Source organism: Micromonospora sp. GCM10011541, from assembly GCF_042650725.1.
GTDB lineage: Bacteria > Actinomycetota > Actinomycetes > Mycobacteriales > Micromonosporaceae > Micromonospora > Micromonospora sicca.
Window position 1 is genome coordinate 247,412 of sequence record NZ_JBHSBP010000012.1, and the last position, 18,931, is coordinate 266,342.

Genomic DNA, 18,931 nt, shown 5'->3' on the forward strand with positions numbered 1-18,931 from the left:
GGCGCCACCGCACCCCAACCGAGCCGGCGCAAAGCCATCCACCCACTGCTCGGCAGACGCCTCCCATCAGCCCCGACGCCACCACCAAACACCGCAAGATCGGCATCCGACCAGTGCGCAACGATCACCCCGTCGGCCATGCCCCGAACCAGGTCCGCCAGCCACCCCACCCGGTCGGCGAACACCCGCCCAGCCACAGGCCTCTGAACTCCGGGTGCGTCGGGCTTACCACCGCACAACGCCCGGTACGCGGTGCACGTCGCGGTCGACGTCAACCACGCACCAGCCACTACCCCACGCCCCTACCCGCAGCTACCAACAGTCGACGCTCCACCATACGGGACCGGATCCCGCAAATCCGGCCGGCATCGGGTCCGGGGGATAGGGTGCGTCGGTGGAGGAACTGACACGCCTGTTTCGTCTGGCCGCTGACCACGCGGCGGAATACCGGCGGTCGTTGCCGGACCGGCCGGTCGGCGTGCCGATCGACCAGGCTGTGTTGACCGACGCGTTCTCGGGCCCGTTGCCCCCCGCCCCCTGCCCGCCTGAGCAGGTGTTGGCTGACCTGCTCGCCGCGGCCGAGCCCGGCCTGGTCGCCAGCGCCGGTCCGCGGTACTTCGGGTTCGTGGTTGGCGGCGGGCTGCCGGCGGCAACCGCGGCCGACATGCTCGCTGCCGGTTGGGACCAGCTTGCGTTCAACGCCGTCACGTCGCCGGCTGCCATCGCCGCCGAGGCTGCTGCCGGCAGCTGGCTGAAGGAGCTGCTGGGGATCCCTGCGTCGGCGTCGGTGGGTTTCGTCACTGGCGCCCAGGCGGCGAACACCGCCGGGCTCGCCGCCGCCCGGCACCAGGTGCTGGCCGACGCGGGTTGGGACGTAGAACGGCGCGGGCTGCCCGGGGCGCCGCCAATCCGCGTGATCACCGGGGACGAGCGGCACGGCACCATCGACCGGTCGCTGCGTCTGCTGGGCCTCGGGTTGGACGTGGTGGAGCCGGTGCCCACCGGGCCGAACGGTGCCATCGACCTCGGAGCGCTGCGGGCTGTGCTGCAAGCTGGCTCCCCGGCGCCTACCATCGTGTGTCTCCAGGCCGGCAACGTGAATACCGGCGCCTGCGACGAGCTGCGGGAAGCGTGCGAGCTGGTCCACCAGCACGGTGGGTGGGTGCATGTGGACGGAGCATTCGGACTGTGGGCCGCGGCGAGCCCCGCCACGCGGCATCTGGTGGACGGGCTGGAACTGGCGGACTCCTGGGCCTGTGACGGCCACAAATGGCTGAACCTTCCGTACGACTCGGCATTCGCGTTCTGCCGCCGGCCCGATGTGCATGCGGCGACAATGTCTTACGCCGCGGCGTACCTGGTCGGTTCCGGCGGCGCGCCGGTGGGAGCGGACCTCACCGCCGAGTCCTCGCGCCGGGCGCGGGGGTTCGCCGTTTGGGCCGGGCTGCGGGAGCTGGGCCGCGACGGGGTCGCGGCGCTGGTCGATCGCTGCTGCGCGCTGGCCCGCCGGTTCGCCGAGGGCCTGACCGCGGCCGGGTTCGAGGTGGCGAATGAGGTAGTCCTCAACCAGGTGCTGGTGGGCTTCGGCGACGACGCGCGCACCGACCAAGTGGTGGCGGCGGTGCAGGCGGACGGCACCTGCTGGGCTGGCGGTACGACGTGGCGGGGGCGGCGACTGATGCGGCTCTCGGTGTCGAACGCCACCACGACGGTGGCGGACGTGGACCGGTCGGTCGCCGCGATCACCCGCCTCGCCGCCTAACGTCGACGCTCTAACCAGCACCGATTCCGGTGGATACCAGGCCGGCGAGGGGGCCTTCGGAGCGAGCTGTGCCGACGTTTAGGGCCCACCGGCGACGTATGGGGCCAAATCGAGGTCACCGACGAGCGAGTCCGGGGCCCGCATGCGCCACGCATCGGTGATGAGCTCCCGTAGACGGTCGACGCTCACCTGCGTCAACCGCAGCATGACCAGGGGCAACCCGTCATACGCGGGCGTGGTGAAGAAAACCTCGGGCTCGCCGAGGAGTAACGCCTGCTTCTCCGCTTCGTCGCCGACGTATAGAACTGCGATATCGGTCCGGATGAGGCGCGACGTACCAGCTCTGCGCTCCGGGTAGGACCAGACAAACCCTTTGTCGGCGACTCGGAAGTCGAAGCCGTCACTGTCGATCTCGACCACGTGAGGCAGCGCCACCGCCAGCTGACGGACATCGTCGGCGTCAGCCATCGAGGTCGCTCCAGGACACCGCCCCCTGCATCCGTACAGCCTAACCGCCGACGCCGCGCCGCCGGCGCACAGGACTCGACAGCGAGACGACCGGCCGGCACCGACAGAGCTACCTGTCGCTGGCCATGGAGTTCGGGCGTACGCGGTGATCCAAAGGCGGATGGGTCGGGCATTGCCGCCATCGCGCAAAACGGCGCATAGGGGACCGGAGGCGGCACGCTGGTCATCTGGTCGTCGCTGATCGCCGTTGCGACCTTCTGCGGGGTGTCCGGCCGCAAGTTTGTTCCTGCCTGTGATCACAGACTCGTCGTCAGTGCGGTGGTCCCCGAGATCATCTGGTGAGGCTTCGGGGTCATCCGAGCGGGACGATGCCGGCGCTGCTGTCACGGTGTACCGTGCGGCAGCGCCGGCATCACGACGAGCATCGGTCATCAATTGAGCTGGACGGTCGTCTCCTGCTGAGGGCGCAGCACGACCGGTCCGAGGAGTCCCGACTGCTGTCCCGCGCCGTGGGCGTTGGCCGGCGTGTTGGTCACCGTGACGTCGATCCAGTTCTCCCCCACGTGCAGGAGGTCGGTGACGTCGAGCCGGTAGGGCTCCCACATCAGGCGGCCGGCCTGCGTACCGTTCACGGCGACGTGGGCGACGTCCCGGACGCTCCCGAGGTCGAGGATCAGACGCCGCCCCGATGCCAGATCCTGTGCCGAGAGACTGAAGTTCTTCTCGTACGTTGCGTCCCCAGAGTAGGAGCGGTCGACTTGCGTCCACGACCCCAGGGGCCGCTCGGTCCATTGCGCATCGGGCTGGTCGAAGCGGAAGCGCCAGGGACCGTCGAGTGCGATCGGCGCAAAGGATCCCTCGACGTGCAGGCTGCCCGTGTACCTCCGCGGGCCCTCGGCGCCTACCAGCGTGAAGTCGCCTGGCTGGTCGGCGATGACGGTGGCCTGGAGCGTGTCCCGATCAGTCCTGCTGACTGAGCTGGCTTCGAACGGGGACTGCACCAGATGTGGCGCCGGCGGCTGGCCCCGGAACACCACGGCCAGGGCCTTCGTCGGCTCGAGGTGCAGCGGCACGGAGGTGGCCTGGCTGCCGGGTGTCGCGTCGAACCGGGTCGCGACGCGGTGGGAGCCGTCGTCGGGATCCCAGATCTCCGGCGTACCCATGATCGGGAAGGCGGCGGTGGTGTCCACCGGCTTGGTGCCCTCGTTCATGAGGATGAACACCTGGTCCGGTCCGTGCTTCACCCGCAGTACGCGGATGTCGGGGCTGGCGGGCTGGAGCTGCGCGGCGGGTGCGCGGGCCCCGTCGAGCGCCCGCCGGAGGTCCGTCGTGGTGGAGACGAACTCCGCGTGGCCGGACCCGACCCGATGGTCGGTCGGCTGCGGGCGGGCGGGGTCGGTGCCGAACAGGCGGATGAGCGCCGTCCGCAGGGCCTCGTCCTGGCCGTCGGCCTCATGAACAGGGAGTTCCCCGTAGGCGATGACCGTGCCTCCGGCACGGGCGAGCTCGTCGAGGCGGGCGACGGCCTTCACGCTCATCGTTGGCGCCGGCGGCACCACCACGACCCGATAGGACTGCTGGCCCACCGTCAGCGCACGGTCGCTGACAACTGCCTGGCGTTTCATCGCGGGGTCCCCGTTGAGGTAGGCCTCGTCGAGGATGTCGAAGTCGACCTGCGCGTCCTCCATCGCGTACGTGACGGTGCGGAACTCGTCGTCGAGCGCGTCGCCCGTCTCGGTTCGCTGCCAGGCCTGTGCCGCGGTCTGGGGATGCAGCAGGGCGGTGGGCGCGTTCGCCTGCCCCCGCGTCAGCTCCATCACCCGGCCAGTCCAGTCGACGACGCCGTCCATGGAGTTCCACCACGGGTTCGTGGGCTGAAGCGGCGGGGGATAGCGCACGCTGTCCGGGTTAAACCAGTACGCGTGCAGCACCGTCAGGTTGACGCCCCGCACGCCCATCGCGCCGTTGACGTAGCGCGCCAGCTGCGGGGTGACGCCCCAGCCGTAGGCGCCGAGGTTCTCGTGCAGGATCCGGCTTGCGCCCTGTTGATGCCCGTCGCTGGTGATGTAGCGCGGGACCAGGTTGCGCAGCCCTGGCGCCACCCTCCCGCTGATGGCATCGCCGCCGGGCACCTGGATCCACTGGTTGTCCTTGTGGATGTCGCCCGTCTCGCGGAGCATCCAGGCTGGTGGGCGATCGTCGGACAGGGGGTTGGAGATGATCTGCGTGCCGTGCGCGCGAGCCCAGTCGCCCTGCTGCTTGTAGTACGCCTGCGCGAGCGCGTCACTGGCGGCGTTCGAGAGCACGCCCCGCAGGCGGCTGCCGCCAGGGCCGTAGTCGCCGAAGGTGGCGGCCAGCGCCTGAGCCGGCGTCGCACCGGCGTGGGCGAGGTTGCGCCCGACCAGGTCGGACCACGGGGGCTCCGCGCCGTACCCGGTGGCGATCCGCGGCTCGTCGTCCCAGAGCCCGCGGACCACACCCGCGTCGAACGCCCAGGCGAAGCGCCGGTAGTACTCGTCGTGGACCACCTGGATGTAGCGCCTGATCGCCTCCTCGTCGAACAGGTTCAGGTACCCGTCCCCGCCGAAGTCTGTGCGGGCGTGGTGGAGGTAGTACTCGACTTGATAGTCGCCCTCCGGGACGCTCCACGGCGTCCCTGCGCGGAAGCGGTCGGTGAGGTCGACGAGTCCGGCGAGGTCCGGCTTGCCGTCGCGCACCGGCAGCGCAGCCACGGCGACGACGTTGTCGGCCGGCGCGGGAGTGGCGAAGTCGCTCAACGCCGACTCCGAGTCGAAGGTCTGCGAGTGCAGGGTCGTGCCGTCCGGTGCGGTCACGCGCAGGTTGTCGAAGGTGGCCGACTCGTGCTGGGTGGTCGCTTCCCGGAAGCCGATCGTGCCGTGCGCGTAGGTTGCGTCGGTGGTCTCGTCGACGACCGTGCCGTCGATCGAGGTGACGACGTGGTCGCCCTCGACGCGCGTCTCGACGTGGTACGAACGGCCGCTCACCACGTTGAACGGCAGCCGCATCACCCGGGTTGAGACGTACGCGCCATTCTTGTAGATGATCTTCGTCAGGTTTCCGCCCGCGGCCCCCGCGTGGGGATAGTTGCCGAGCAGGTACATGTAGCCGTTCGCGGTGTCCTGGGCGCGGTAGACCCAGCCGGCCTGCGCATAGCTGTGGCCACCAAGCGATGCCGTCTGGAGTGGCTGCGCGTCGAAGGAGAACGTGTAGTCGGTCCAGTCGCTGCCGCGGCCCAGTAGCGTGACGTAGCCCCCGTCCACCTTCAGGCGGCCGTCGGACACGCTGAGCGCGGCGGGGATCAGCCCGGGAAACCGCCCGCGGACGTCGAACGATATCGGTCCTGAAGCCTCGAGCTCGCTCCGGGCGATGCTCTGCGCGCGCAGCTCGGGATGCGGTTCGTAGACGCGGTCGCCGATCGTGCCGCCGTTCACCACATAGCCAGCGGCGCGGCCGCTCGGGAAGCTGCGGTCGTTGTACAGCCACACCTTCATGCCCGTCCGCTGCGCCTCGCGCAGGGCGTGCCCGACCATCGCGAACCAGCCCTCGGTGAAGAAGGCGGGGTTCAGGGACGAGGTCGCGTCGGGGAAGATCACGACCTCGCTGATGCCTTCGCTGCGCATGTCGGCCAGTTGACGGTCGACGAGGTCCTCGGTGATGGTCCCGTTCCAGAACCAGAGCATCGTGGGCTTGCTGTCGCCCGCTGGATTCTCGAAGCGGGCCGCCGACAGTGCGGCTCCCGCTTCGGTTTCCGCTTGCCGCGTCCCCACTTGCGCCGGCTGGTCGCTGCGGGCGAGTGCCTGCAGGGGGGACGCGGCCACGATGAGCAGCGCCGTGAGGACGCCCACCACTTTCGACAGATGCCTGCCTCGATGAGCGAAATGCTTACTGTTGTGTGGACCGGCCACGCCGACCCCTCCTCATGATCGAGTTGCGCGCGACGGTAATCGAACGCACGGTGGCGAATTGCGCAAAGGGCTACCACTTCGCGCTGCGAGCTGAATCGTTTCAACAGTGGTTGCCTCGTGAAAGTAGGTCCGAGCTTCAGTGCGGGTCAAGAGTCACATCCTTCGTGCTCTGCCACGTGGGATCCACGCGCCGATCGCCGCACTCACTCGTACGCTTCGAACTCCATGATCCTGCTGTACCCGTGGTCATTGGTGTCGTGAACGATGATTCGCACTGCGCTCGCCGTCGTTGCCCGAGAACGTCGACTCGACGACGCCCGCCGTGTTGCCCCGCACCTCCGCCGCCGTCTGCCAGACCCCATCGACCTGCAGCTGAACCTCGTAGTCACGCAGGCCCCAGCTGGCCGCCGGGTACTGCCGGCTGTCCAGCGTGAAGACCTTTACCCGCCCGAGCCGCACCGGACGCTCCCAGGTGGCGGTGAGCGAATCGGGGAACTCGCCGGCCGTGCCGTCGTTCCAGCCGCCCGCACCGTTGAGCCACTGCTCGGAGTCGGTGTTCCCGTTGTTCGCCAGCGACGGCGAGGAACTCGCGTGCGTGCTCGACGCGGACATCGTGGCGACCCGCACCCAGTTGTCGGTCGCCAGCAGGGCCACCGTCAGGGACTCGCCGCCCACCTCGAAGGTCAGCGTGCCGTCCGGCGCGCCGCGATCCCGCACGACCGTCACCGGGACCTCGAGCGAACCGCCGGCGGGCACGGTCGCCTGCTCGGACTGCACCGTCACCCGATAGCCCTGGCTGGCGCTCACCGCCGGCCGGACGACCGAGTCGGCGTCGGTGATGTTCTGCAAGGTGAACACCACCGTGGCCGGCTCCGCGGGCAGCGTGAGCACGTCGTGCGCGGAGGCACCCGCCACCACGACCGGGGGCAGGACCGAATCCGGATCCACCATGGCGAGCGCGTTCAGGTGCCAGTACTCGCCGGGGATGCCCGACAGGCGGAGGTCCACCGTCTTGCCGGACGGCCCGCCGTCGAGTGTGAAGGTCAACCAATCGAACTCGTTGCCCGCGAGCACCCGGCTGCGGGCCAGCTCAACCCCGTTGACGCTGACGATGGTCGGCTGTGAGCGGACGACATCGCCGACGAGCAGGTACGTCGGATACGAGCCCGGCGGGACGGCGATGCGCAGGGTGCGGGTGGGGACGTCGGCGCAGAAGTCGCGCCGCAACGCGTCGAGGGCCGATCCGCGGTCGCGCTGCTGAGGTGGGGTGCCCACCCAGCCGAAGCCGCGCTGCGCGTCCCAGGCGGTCTCCGGGCTCAACCCGGCGTAGCCGGGCAGCAGTGGGCTGGACTTGGAGCCGGCGTCGAGGGCGCGTACGCACCTCCGGCCGACCGGCGCCACGACCAGGGACGTGTTAGTACCTCCGAGGACGGGCAGACCACCCGCCTGCACGTCGGCGCTGACGGAGACGATCGCCCCGACCATGGGTGGGATCACCGGCAGGTCGACCACCTCGAACTGCCGGGACTCGATCGCCCTGGTCGCCGCTTGGGCTGTCCAGCCGGCGGGGGTGTTCACCCGCGCCGTGACCTCGAGCGGACCCGGCGAGGCATTGCCGATCTCCACCGGAAGGCGGTTCGGCCACCCGCCCAGAACCAGCTCCGCGCCCGGATCGGCGAGCTTGACCTGCACCCACGAACGGCGTTCGTCGAGCAACCGGCTCAGCCGGAAGAAGTAGGCGACGATGGTGTCCCGCCACAGCGTGGCATGGGCGATCTGCGCAACGAAACGCTCCGCCACCTCCGCGTGCCGCCGGCTGCCCACCCATGGTTCGACGCCGTCCCACGTGCGGTGTTCGCCAGCGGCTGCCGCGAGCCCCTCGAAGTGGGTGTCGTAGATGTGTTGGGCCACGGTCTTGCCCGAGTGCAGCCGGTGGGCGTACGGCACGCGGTGCATGAACAGCAGCAACTCGTCGGGCACGGACTCGAGGGACTCGTAGATCTGGTTCCACGGCTCGCGGTAGAGGCCGGTGAACCCGGTGCCGGTCGCGACCGTCCGGTCAAACCCCACAGAAGTACCGTCGGCGATCTGCGCGCTCGCCGGGTCGGGGTTGTAGTGGTCGCCGTTGCCGGCGACCAGGTTCCCGACGCCCAGCGGCGACGTGTAGTCCTCGAACGTCGCCCACGACCCGAGCAGCATCGCGGTCAGCGGCTTGACCAACTGCGGGTGCGAGCCGAACGTCATCCGGATCCACTCGTCGGTGATCTGTTCCGCGGAGAGGCTGGGATCCCAGGCGAGGCGCCCATAGCCGTACGCGTTTGCGCCCGCGAGGTGGTGGCCCGTCCAGTTCCGGTCGTCGCCGAAGTTGGAGACGCCGGCCAGCCCGCCGTGGACCGACCCGAAGGCCGACCCGCCTACGACGCGCGCCACCGTCGTCCCGGCTCCCTTGGCGTACGTGTCGAAGGCCAGGACGCTCTTCCACCACGGCACGAGGTAGCACAGGTGGGTGGCGTGGCCGGTGTGCTCCTGGGTGACCTGCAGCTCAAGGGTCATGTTGGTGCGGGGCATGGCCCCGAAGAGCGGGTGCACGGGCTCGCGGACGTGGAAGTCGACCGGGCCGTACTTCGCCTGCACCACGGCGTTGTCTGCGAAGCGGCCGTCCAGGGGAAGGAAGGTGCGGTAGGCGTCGGTGGAGACGTCCCCGTCGCTCAGGTCGTACACGAACGCCCGCCAGATGACCAAGCCGCCGTGCGGTGCGACGGCTTCGGCTATCACGTTGGCGCCGTCCGCGTGCGTGCGGCCGTACTCGGTCGGACCCGGCTGCCCCTCGGAGTTGGCCTTCACGAGGAACCCGCCGAAGTCCGGAATCTTCCCGTACACCTCCGCGGCCTTGTCGCGCCACCAGGCCTTGACGCGGGGCTCGAGCGGGTCGGCGGTCGGCAGCCGGTCGAGGACGATCGGGCTGGCGAAGTTGGCCGAGAGCATCAGGGTCACGCCCCACGGCCGCATTGCGTCGGCCACTGCGGCCACCTCGTCCAGCATTTTCGCCGTCAGGAACTGCGGGTTCGCGTTGACGTTGTTGACCACCGTCCGGTTGATTCCCAGCGACGCCAGATACCGCGCATAGTCGCCGACCAGCGGTGACAGGCCGGGCACGGACCACTGGAAGATCGATCCGCCGGAATACCCGCGCTCGACGGTGTCGTTGATGTTGTCCCAGTGGTTGAGCACCCGCAGCGGGTTCGTCGGCCGGTCCCGGACGTCCAGCCGCTCGACCGGCTGCTCGGTCTGCAGCAGCCGCAGAAGGTGGAATGCGCCGTAGAGCACGCCGCGGTCTCCCGTGCTCGCCACCACCACGATGTCCTTGCCGCCGCCGCGGACCCGACGCAGCACGAAGCCCTCCGGACCGAACTCGTCAAGCTCCCCGGCGGGCAGCAGATCGCGCACCAGGGCGGAGCTGCTCGGGGTGCCCAGCACCACGGCACCCCGCTCGGACGGCTGGTCCGCGGTCGGGATGTCGCGGTCCAGCAGTCCGCTGAGGCCCCGCGTCAGCTCCGCCGCCGCGGATTGCAGCACCGGCGACTTGCCCTGCCGTACGACGTGCGTGAACGCCAGGGTGTATTCCGTACGTCGGCCCGGGTTTCCCACCGGCCGATACCGCAACCAAAGCTCGTACCCGTCCTCGGCCGGATCGAGCTGGGGCAGTTTCGCCGGCTGGGCTTGCGCCGCCAGCGCCTGCGAGGGCAGCAGCCACGCGCCGGCCACGGCTCCGGCGCCTGCCGTCAACAGCTGTCGCCTGGTCAGTCCCGACATCGCCTCTCCTCGTCTAGGTCCTTCCTCAAGGCCGTCGTCGCGCGCTCTGACGCGGCTGGATGCGATGGGCAGGCGTTGAGCCGGCGACCGGTCGCCCTCATCACTCGGCCCGCTGCAGGACGAGCGCCACCAGCCGCCAGTAGCCGTCCCGCTGGGAGCCGATTAGTTCCAGGTCGGCGGTCCGGCCGTCCGCGCCGCCGTCCAGCCGGAACGTGAACCAGCGGAACTGCCCCTGCGGGATGATCTCCGCGCCGGAGGAGCCGAGATCCTGGGAGTTCTCGCGGATCGTCGTCGTTCCCGAAGGCGCGAAGGCATCGCCTGTCAGCACGTGCACCTGGTGTACGCCGGGCGGCACCGCGACCCGTAGCACGTACGGTGCGTCCCGTCCGAGCGTGAGGTCGCGCCGGAGATCGTCGAGGAGATTGCGGTCGCGGAAGTCAGGCGTCCGGCCGACCCAGCCGTATCCGCGGGCCGGGTCCCAGGCGTCGTCGGGTGCCAGGCGCTGGTACGTGGCCAGTACGGGGCTCGCCGAACTGCCGGCGTCCAGCGCGAGGGGCACCGCGTCGCCGGGTGGCACCGCGACCACGGACAGGGACCGCTCGCCGTCTCCTACCTCTGCCTCGGAGGTCACCCGGACGCGTATGGTCGCGATCGTGGGGACCAGTGGCGGCGTGACCTTGACCCGCACGGTCTCCTCCCTGCCGGCGGGCAGCACACAGGACAGCGGTTCGGTCGCCCAACCACCCGGCACGTCGATCTCGATCGTGACCGGAACGGGCTCGTTGCCGGTGTTGGCCACCGACACGGCGACCTCTGCCGGCCGGCCACCCAGCCAGGCCAGTTCGGCCTCGACGTCGGTCAGCACGGCCGGGGGCAGGACCGAGGCGGGATCGACGATGACGAGCGCACACAGATGCCAGAACTGGTCGGGAACGCTGTCGAACGTCAGGTCGACAGTGCGACCGCTCGCGCCGCCGTCCAGCGGGAACCGGACCCAGGCGAACGACCCGCCGGGGAGTTGCGGGCTCTCGGCCACCCGCTGTCCGTCGGCAGCGATAAAGGTCGGGTAGGAGTCGGGCCCGCCGTCCCCGACGAGGACTGCGACGTCGTGCCGCCCGGCCGGGATCGCGATCCTGAGCGTACGGGCCGGGTAGTCGCCGCAGAAGTCGCGCCGCAGCGCGTCCCACGCTCCTCCCCGGTCACGATCCTGGGGAGCGCCCCCGACCCAGCCAAACCCACGCTTCGGATCCCACGCGGTTGCCGGCGTCAGCCGCTGGTAGTCGCGGACAAGCGGGCTGCTGGACGAGCCGGCGTCGAGCGCAAGCAGGCATCGCCTGGCCGCCGGAGTCACCACGAAGAGCTTGCCCGTGTTGCCGAGCGTTTCCAGTGCGGTGGGCTCGACGGCGAGGTCCAGGGTGAGGAGGTCCGGGGTGAGGGGCGGCTGCACCGGCGGCTTCAGCGTCGCGAAGTCGGTGGACGGGACGACCCGCTCGCCGGGCGACGCTTTCCAGTCGTCGCCTGGAACCACCACGGTTGAGCGGACGGTGAGGTGTTGGCCGGTCGCGTTGCCGATCTCGACGGGCAACCGGTTGGGCCACCCGCCGAAGAGCACGGCCGACGCTCCGCTGAGATCCGCCTGCAGCCAGCCGCGGCGCTCGTCGAGGATCCTGCTGTAGCTGAAGAAGAACGACACGACGGTGTCGCGCCACAGCCTCGCATGTGCCATCTGGTCGTCGAACGTCTTCCGTACGTCGGCGTGTCGCTGCGGGTCGACGTAGGGGGCGATCCGCAGCCAGGTATCCCGCTGCTTGAGGGCTCGACGGAGACCATCGAAGTGGCTGTCGTAGATGTGCTGAATCACCGTCCTGCCGGACTGCAGCTTGTGCGTGTACGGAACCCTGTGCATGAAGAGCAGGAGTTCGTCCGGGACCGAGGCCAGCGACTCGTAGGTGTCGGCCCAGTGTTTGTGGTAGAGGGCGGTGTACCCGGTGCCGGTCGCCGTCGTCCGGTCGAAGCCGGTGCCGGTCGCGTCGGTGTAGTGGGACAGGTTGAGCGTCGACCGGGGGTCCGGATCGAAGTGCGCGCCGAGCGGGTAGGTGAGATAGCCGATGCCGAGCGGCGACGTGTATTCCTCGTACGTGCGCCATGACCCGAGCAGCATGTCGGTGAGAGCCGCGACCAGGGGCGGGTACGTCCCGAAGGTCATCCGCACCCACTCCCGCGCGATCTCCTTCGCGTCGAGCCGCGGGTTCCAGGCGAGTCGGGCGTAGCCGTGGGTATTGGCGGCCCCCAGTTGATAGCCGGTCCAGTCCCGGTCGTCACCGAAGTTCACCACCCCGGCGAAGCCGACGTTCGTCTGGCCGTACGCGCTGCCGTCGACGATCCGGGCCACGGTGCTGCCGGGCCCCTGCATGCGGGTGTCGAAGTCGAGGACCTCCTTCCACTGCGGAACCAGGTAACACAGATGAGTGGCGTGGCCCGTGTACTCCTGGGTGATCTGCAGCTCGATCATCTGGTTCGTCTCCGGTAGCGCACCGAACAGCGGATTCACCGGTTCTCGGACCTGGAAGTCGATCGGCCCGTTCTTGGTCTGGACCGCGACGTTGTCGGCGAAGTCGCCGTCCAGCGGTGCGAAGACCCGGTGCTGGTACTCGGCCCAGTCGCCGAACCCCTCGTGGACGAACGACCGCCAGATGATGATGCCGCGGTGTGGCGCAACGAGGCCGGCGAGCATGTTGGCGCCTTCGGCGTGGGTGCGTCCGTAGTCCAGCGGGCCGGGCTGACCTTCGGAGTTGGCCTTGACCAGGAACCCGCCGAAGTCGGGTATCGCGTCGTAGATCTCGGCCACCTTGGCCCGCCACCATGCCTGGACGCGGGCGTCAGCGGGGTCGGCGGTCCTGATCGGGTCAGCGTCGTCCGCCGTGAAGATGATGGGGCTCGCGTAGTTGGCGGAGAGGTAGAAGGTGATGCCCCACTCGCGGAGCAGCCCGGCCAGGGCTGCCAGGCCCGGAAGGCGGTTCGAGGCCAGGAACCGCGCGTCCGCGTTGACGTTGTTGACGACCGTGCCGTTGATCCCGACCGAGGCGAGCGCTCGCGCGTAGTCGGTGTAGCGCGGATCCAGCGTCGGGAGCCCGTCCCAGTTGAAGATCGAGCGGCCGGCGTACCCGCGCTCCACCGACCGGTTCAGGTTGTCCCAGTGGTTGATCAGGCGTAGCGGGCTCGCCGGCCGATCCCGCACGTCCAGCCGGCCGATCGGCTGCTCGGTCTGGAGCAGCCGCAAGAGATGGAAGGCTCCGTACAGAACGCCACGCTCGCCGGCGCTGGCCACGACGGTGACATCCTCGCCGCCCAGGCCGATCCGCCGCAGCACATATCCCTCAGGGCCCAGCTCGGCCAGCTCATCGGCGGGTATCGCGGACCGGATCATTGGCGAGCTCTCCGGCGTACCCAGCACGACGGCCCCCGGCCGGGTTGGTGCGGATGTTGCCGGGACGCTCCGGGCCAGCAGCCCCGCCAGGCCGCGAACCAGCTCCGATTCCGCAGCCCGCAGCACCGGTGTTTCGCCCTGGCGGACGATCTGAGTGAACGCCCGCTCGTACTCGAGTCGGCGTTCACGATGAGCGACGGGCTGATACCGCAGCCATAACCGATAGCCGTCCTCGAGTGGCAACTGATCCTCGACGGGGCTGGCGTAGGCGGGTCTCGTCTGCGCCTCCGCGGCCAACAGGTAGGCGCTGAGGACGCCTCCGCCGCCGGCCTTCAACAGCGCCCGACGCGATATGCCCGGCATGCGGCCCTCCTTCAGCAGGTGCTGGCAGGGGAGAGGAAGAGCTACTGCAAGCAGTCTGAAACCGTTTGCGATGTTCAGACCACACCAGACGCGTGGCAGAGGGTCAACGTGTTTCGTAGCTGAAACTTGTTTCAGTCGTCGTCGATACGCCGTGGCGCGGGCGGTCGGATAACGCACGTGGCCGGTGCCACCGCACTCTTGGCCGTCAGGCGGGGTGCGGAGTGGCGGCCGCGCCCTCCGGGCTGGGCCGGCGGTGCCGCGGCCGCCGGCCGATCGTCCGGTCGCTCGAATCCCGTACGACCAGCTCCGGATCGAAGACAACCTGCCGGTGCTGGTGGCTGCTGTCCTCGGTCGCCTCCTCGATGAGCAGCTCCGCGGCGGTCCGTCCGAGCAGATGCCGGGGCTGGCGAACCGAGGTGAGTGGCACTGCGGCGGCGGCGGCGAAGTCGATGTCGTCGTAGCCGACGATCGCCACGTCGTGCGGAATCCGCACGCCGCGGCGGGTCATCTCCTGAAGTACGCCGAGAGCGAGCAGGTCGTTGGCGCAGAACACCGCGGTCGGTCTGGGCATCGCCCCGGCGAGGCGGGCGGCGGCGTCCCGGCCGGCGGCGACGTTGAGGGCGCTGGTTTCGACGATGTGCAGCTCGCCCGGGTCCCGGCCGGCGGCCCGCATCGCCTGGAGGGCGCCCTGTTGCCGCTCCTGCACCTGGCGGATCGTGAAGGGTCCGCCGACGAACGCGAGGTGCTTGTGCCCCTGCGCGAGCAGGTGTCTCACCGCGAGTTCGCCGCCGAGGACGTCGTTGACGGCGACGGAGCATTGCGTGTCGTCGGTCGCCCGGCGGTCGAGCAGCACGATGGGAGTGCCGCGCTCGCGTAGATGCTCCAACCGGTGAGTGGTCGTGGTCACGGGGGTGATCAGGATTCCCTGCACCCGCTGCTCTTCGAGCAGGTCCAGGTAGCGGGACTCCTTGGCGGGGTCGTCGTCGCTGTTGCAGAGGATGACCGCGAGACCCGCATCGTTGGCGCTGTCTTCCACACCGCGTGCGACGTCGGTGAAGAACGGGTTGGCGACGTCGAGGACGACAAGCCCTATCGTGCGGCTGTGACCGGCGCGCAGGTGTCGGGCGGACTCGTTGCGGACGAAACCGAGATCGCGGATCGCGTCGAGCACCCGCCGGCGGGTGACGTCGGCGACGATGTCGGGACGGTTGAGGACGTTGGAGACCGTGCCGACGGAGACGCCGGCCATGCTCGCGACGTCACGGATGCTCACTGGCGGTCGGTTCACGTCGTCCTCGTCTCGTCAGCGCCTGCCGTTGCCGGGCCGACCCTTGGCGTTGATTCAAATGTGCTGATCAAGTGACGCCCCCGTTTCGAGTCGATGTCAGAGCGATGACGTTGTGACTCTTGACACGTGCCGGAGGTCGGCTCTAGCTTCACAGCGTAGCGGTCGTTGAAACGATTCACCACCACCCCACATCGTTGGTTGGAGCCCGCCGAATGAGCCCTTCAGTGGACACCGCCCAGGCTCCCGTGCTGGAGGTCTCCGGCCTCACCGTCGAGTTTCCGGGGGTGCGCGCGCTCGACGGAGTCGACCTCGACATCCGCGCCGGCGAAGTGCATGCCCTGGTCGGGGAGAACGGCGCCGGCAAGTCGACCCTGTTGAAGGTCCTCGGCGGGGTCTACACACCCAGCGCCGGCACCGTCCGGCTACGCGGCGAGGTGTACGCGCCGCGACGGCCCAGTGATGCGCACGCCCACGGCATCGCCGTGATCTACCAGGAGTTCACCCTCTTCCCCGATCTCACGGTCGCGGAGAACGTGTACGCGGGACGCGAGCCGCACTCCCGCTGGTCCCGCGGGATCCGGTACGGCCAGATGCGTGCCGGCTGCCGGGAACTGTTCGGCATCCTCGGGGTCAACATCGACCCCGATGCCCGGGTCGCCGATCTCAGCGTCTCCGAGCAGCAGCTCGTCGAAATCGCCAAGGCACTCGGCGCCGACGGTCAGGTCATCGTCATGGACGAGCCGACCGCAGCACTGTCCAAGGAGGAAGTCGAGCGGCTGCTCGATGTGGTCCGCCGTCTCCGCGACGAGGGCCGCTCGGTGGTCTACGTGAGCCACCGGCTGGAGGAGGTGTTCGCCGTTGCCGACCGAGCGACGATCCTTCGCGACGGGCGCTTCGTCCGCACCCTCGACATCGCGGCCACCGACGAGGACAAGCTGGTCCGACTCATGGTCGGGCGGGACATCGATTCGGTCTTCCACCGTGAGGCGGTGGCGGAGGGAAGGGTCGTCCTGCGCCTCGACAGCGTGAGCGCCGGCCGGCACCTGCGCAATGTCAGCCTCGACGTACGGGCGGGGGAGGTCGTCGGCATCGGGGGCGTGGCGGGTGCCGGTCAGGCCGAGCTCACGCAGGCGGTCTTCGGCGCGCTGCCGCTCCGCGCGGGGCACATGGAACTCGACGGTCAGCGCTTCGCTCCGTCGACCCCGGCGGATGCGCTGGCGGCGGGTGTCGGCTTCCTCCATGAGGACCGCAAGCATGCAGGCATCCTGCCCGACCTGTCGGTGCGCCAGAACCTCACGGTGACGGTGCTGGACCGGCTCCGCCACGGGTTTGCCCGCCTACTCTCCAGACGGGCGGAGGAGCGCACCTACACCGAGTACGGCAGCCGGCTGCGGGTGCGCGCGACCGGGCCCGAGCAGCTCATCAGCGAGCTCTCCGGTGGCAACCAGCAAAAGGTGCTGCTGGCCCGGGCGCTCGCGCCGGGCGGGCGGGTCCTCGTCCTCAACGAGCCCACCCGCGGCGTGGACATCGGCGCCAAGGCCGAGATCCACGCGCTCATCAACGAGCTCACCGCCGCGGGAGCGGCGGTCATCATGGTCAGCAGCGACCTGCCGGAGCTGCTCGGTACGAGCGACCGTGTCGTGGTGCTCTCCAGAGGACGCGTCGTGGGGGTGCTCGAGGGCCAGGACCGCACCGAGGAAAATGTCGTCGCCTGCGCGACCACGGGTCGCCGGATCGGAGTGGCCGCATGACCACCGCCGCCCCCGAGCGGGCCGTCCGCGCGGCCGACCCGCGGGCCCGCCTCAGCCGGGCGATCGAGAATGCACCGCTGGCGGTGCCGCTCGTGCTCATCGCTGTCGTCCTCACCGTGGCGACTGACCGGTTCCTCAGCGTCGACAACCTCACCAACGTGGTGGTCGCCGCCGGGATCGTTGCGATTCCCGGGTTGGCGATGACGCTGTGCATCGCGATGGGAGAGTTCGACCTGTCCGTCGGCTCGACGGTGTCGCTGACCGGCGCGGTCACGTGCACCTGGATCGTGGGCGGTCACCCCGCGGGCCTGGCCATGGTGGTCGGCCTGCTCGTCGGCGCGGCGGTGGGACTGCTCAACGGCCTCGTCGTGACGAAGCTCGGCGTGACCCCGTTCATCGCGACCCTGGCGACGCTGGTCATCGTCCGTGGTGTCTCCCTCGCCTACACCGGCGGCCGGGACGCCATCGTCAGCTCGTCCACCCTGAAGTTCCTCGCCGCCGGACGTGTCTTCGGCGTACCGATGCCGGTGGTACTCACCGCGGTGACGGCGCTCGCCGCATGGTGGGTGGTCAACCGCACCCGCTTCGGACGGTGGGTGTGCGCGATCGGCTCGAACCGGGAGGCCGCGCGCATGTCCGGCCTGCCCGTCGACCGGGTACGGACCACCGTCTACGTGATCGTCGGCGTCGCCGGGGGCATCTGGGGCCTGCTCATCTCGAGCCAGTTGCAGAAGGGTTCGGGGCAGCTCGGCCTCGGATTCGAACTCGACGCGATCACGATCGTGGTGATCGGCGGCACCAGCCTGCTCGGCGGACGCGCGTCGGTCGTCGGCACGCTGCTCGGGGCGGTGCTCATCGAGACGATTCGCAACGGTCTCAACCTGCTCAACACCCCACCCGCCTACCAGCGCATCAGCATCGGCCTGCTGCTCGTCGTCGCCCTGACGATCCAGGCCCTGCGCCGCAACGCCCCCGCGGAGGCCCTCGATGACGTCTGACACCGCCCTGCCGCCGGCTCCCGGCGCCCAGGCCCCCGCCCCGACCACCGAGACCCAGCGCCGCTGGGCCCGGCAGCACAGCATCGGCACGCTCTGGGAGACCTGGGGGATCACCGCGGTCCTCGTCGTTCTGCTGGCCGCCTCGCCGCTGCTGTCGTCGGACTTCCTGACCGTCGCCAACCTCCAATCGGTGCTGCGTGAAAGCGCCTACCTGGGGATCGTCGCCGCGGCGATGACGCTCGCGGTGATGAACGGCACCTTCGACCTGTCGGTCGGTGGTCAGCTTGCGCTCGTCTCGGTGACGACCCTGATGGGCTACGCGGCTGGCGGCACCGGGCTCGCCGCCCTGGTCGCGGTGCTCACCGGGATGGTCTGTGGAGCGGTGAACGGCGCGCTGGTGACGGCCATGCGGGTGCCACCGTTCGTTGCCACACTCGGCATGCTCTTCGTCTTCCGCGGCGTCGCGTACGTCCTCACCCAGGACGGTCCCAAGACGTTGCCCTACAGCGAGATCGGGTCGCCCTTCGTGAAGATCGGCGGGCTCAACATCGCCGGTATCCCGTTGCCGTTTCTCATCATGTTGGCCTGCTACGGCGCGGTCTGGGTGCTGTTGCGTCGCACCGCCACCGGGCGCCGGATCGTAGCGTTCGGCTCCTCGCCGGAGGCCGCACGGTTCTGCGGCATCTCCGTGCATCGCATCCGCATGCTCATCTTCGTCGTCATCGGAGTCAGTGTCGGCATCGCAGCACTGACCTACATCAGTCGGGTATGGACCGCCGACGGCTCCGCGCAGGACGGGTTCGAGCTACGCGTCATCGCGGCGGTCGTCCTCGGCGGCACCAGCCTCAAGGGCGGCAAGGGCACACTGATCGGCACGTTTTCCGCGGTGCTGCTGGTCGGCGTCCTCAACGATCTGCTGGTCAGTCGCGGTGTCGACGCCTCCTATCAGCGGGTCGTGCTCGGCTGCGTGCTCATCACCGCACTCGCCATCGACGGGCTCAGGACGCGGTTCGCCGCGGCCGGATCGTTCGCCCGAATGCTGCCCCGCCGGCGCCGGGAGGCACCGGCTCCCTGACCACGTCTCCCGTCCCTGTCCACATCAGAAGAGAACGCGCTACCAGCAGTTGAAACGTCT

9 protein-coding genes are annotated in these 18,931 nt (G+C 69.6%); 4 read left to right on the top strand and 5 right to left on the bottom strand.

The features are described from left to right. Positions 1–394 precede the first annotated feature (394 nt). On the top strand, positions 395–1,762 hold the full coding sequence (locus ACFOYX_RS08035; protein WP_322440225.1) for a pyridoxal-dependent decarboxylase: 1,368 nt from the start codon (positions 395–397) through the stop codon (positions 1,760–1,762). 78 nt (positions 1,763–1,840) lie between these two features. On the opposite strand, the gene ACFOYX_RS08040 is transcribed toward ACFOYX_RS08035, so the two are convergent. The 5 genes from ACFOYX_RS08040 to ACFOYX_RS08060 all read right to left on the bottom strand — a co-directional run bounded on the left by ACFOYX_RS08040 (position 1,841) and on the right by ACFOYX_RS08060 (position 15,047). After that, on the bottom strand, positions 1,841–2,230 hold the full coding sequence (locus tag ACFOYX_RS08040) for an MmcQ/YjbR family DNA-binding protein (RefSeq protein WP_322440224.1): 390 nt from the start codon (positions 2,228–2,230) through the stop codon (positions 1,841–1,843). A 431-nt stretch (positions 2,231–2,661) separates the two neighbouring features. Further along, positions 2,662–6,156, bottom strand: coding sequence for a glycosylhydrolase-like jelly roll fold domain-containing protein (locus ACFOYX_RS08045; protein ID WP_322440223.1), 3,495 nt, complete (start codon positions 6,154–6,156; stop codon positions 2,662–2,664). 246 nt (positions 6,157–6,402) lie between these two features. Next, complete coding sequence (locus tag ACFOYX_RS08050; protein ID WP_322440222.1) at positions 6,403–9,969, bottom strand: alpha-glucuronidase family glycosyl hydrolase; 3,567 nt, start codon at positions 9,967–9,969, stop codon at positions 6,403–6,405. Between the two features lie 100 nt (positions 9,970–10,069). Continuing rightward, positions 10,070–13,759 carry an alpha-glucuronidase family glycosyl hydrolase gene (locus tag ACFOYX_RS08055; protein ID WP_322440221.1) on the bottom strand — a complete coding sequence of 1,230 codons (3,690 nt, stop codon included), beginning with the start codon at positions 13,757–13,759 and terminating at the stop codon, positions 10,070–10,072. A 205-nt stretch (positions 13,760–13,964) separates the two neighbouring features. Further along, positions 13,965–15,047 (bottom strand): LacI family DNA-binding transcriptional regulator, encoded by a 1,083-nt coding sequence (locus tag ACFOYX_RS08060; protein ID WP_236647935.1) that lies wholly within the window; start codon positions 15,045–15,047, stop codon positions 13,965–13,967. 212 nt (positions 15,048–15,259) lie between these two features. Here ACFOYX_RS08060 and ACFOYX_RS08065 point away from each other — a divergent pair, with 212 nt between their 5' ends. Genes ACFOYX_RS08065 through ACFOYX_RS08075 form a run of 3 tightly spaced genes read left to right on the top strand, consistent with a single transcriptional unit; the run spans position 15,260 to position 18,871 of the window. After that, positions 15,260–16,798, top strand: coding sequence for a sugar ABC transporter ATP-binding protein (locus ACFOYX_RS08065; protein ID WP_322440220.1), 1,539 nt, complete (start codon positions 15,260–15,262; stop codon positions 16,796–16,798). After that, the gene (locus ACFOYX_RS08070; RefSeq protein WP_322440219.1) at positions 16,795–17,796 is read left to right on the top strand and encodes an ABC transporter permease; all 1,002 of its coding nucleotides are present in this window, start codon (positions 16,795–16,797) and stop codon (positions 17,794–17,796) included. Before ACFOYX_RS08065 ends, ACFOYX_RS08070 begins: the two co-directional genes overlap by 4 nt. Next, positions 17,786–18,871 (top strand): ABC transporter permease, encoded by a 1,086-nt coding sequence (locus ACFOYX_RS08075; protein ID WP_322440218.1) that lies wholly within the window; start codon positions 17,786–17,788, stop codon positions 18,869–18,871. Before ACFOYX_RS08070 ends, ACFOYX_RS08075 begins: the two co-directional genes overlap by 11 nt. The last annotated feature ends 60 nt before the right edge of the window (positions 18,872–18,931 follow it).